The organism is Vibrio sp. Y176 (assembly GCF_033438945.1).
In genome coordinates, this window is sequence record NZ_JAWOQS010000893.1 from 1 (window position 1) to 575 (window position 575).

The 575-nt window shown below is 41.9% G+C and carries 1 protein-coding gene; it reads right to left on the reverse strand.

The genetic code is table 11. From position 1 onward, the window contains the following. Positions 1-444: GNAT family N-acetyltransferase (locus R7O13_RS29260; protein WP_318305508.1), on the reverse strand; the 444-nt coding region annotated here is incomplete at its 3' end. Positions 445-575 lie beyond the last annotated feature (131 nt).

Sequence of the window (575 nt, forward strand, 5' to 3'; positions counted from 1 at the left end):
ACGCTCTTGGCATTCTTGTCCACCAATATGTTGATAGAACGAAATCGCTGATGTGTTTTGCGAGACTACTTCTAGATACAATCCTGAATCTTTGAAGTATTGCTGTTGCCACTCTGCAACGGCAAGCAAGAGTTGTTTGCCGATACCACGACCACGATAGCTATCATCAACATGCAGAGCGTCAATGAATGTACCGCGCTCAAAGTCATGGTTGCCGAAAACACAGACAAAGCCGAGTAACAAGCCACCCTCTTCTGCAAGAACGATATGTTGGTTAAATGGAGGATTGGTTAAACGAGTCTGCCAAATCAACAATTTGTCGTCGATGGCTTCGCTGTCCAGGTAAGTGTTCGTTAAAATGCCTCGGTAGTGACGTTTCCAACTGTCCGCATGCAATTGAGCAATGCGTTCATAGTCCTTATATTCCGCTAATCGTAATTCCATTACGTATTCCTATTTTCTTACATTTTTGCTTTTCCACAGAGCCTTGGCATATTCCACCTTTATAAAGCCAATTACTTGGTAGATTTCATACACCTCAAGCCATAGCTCATTTTTTAATACTACTCATTATT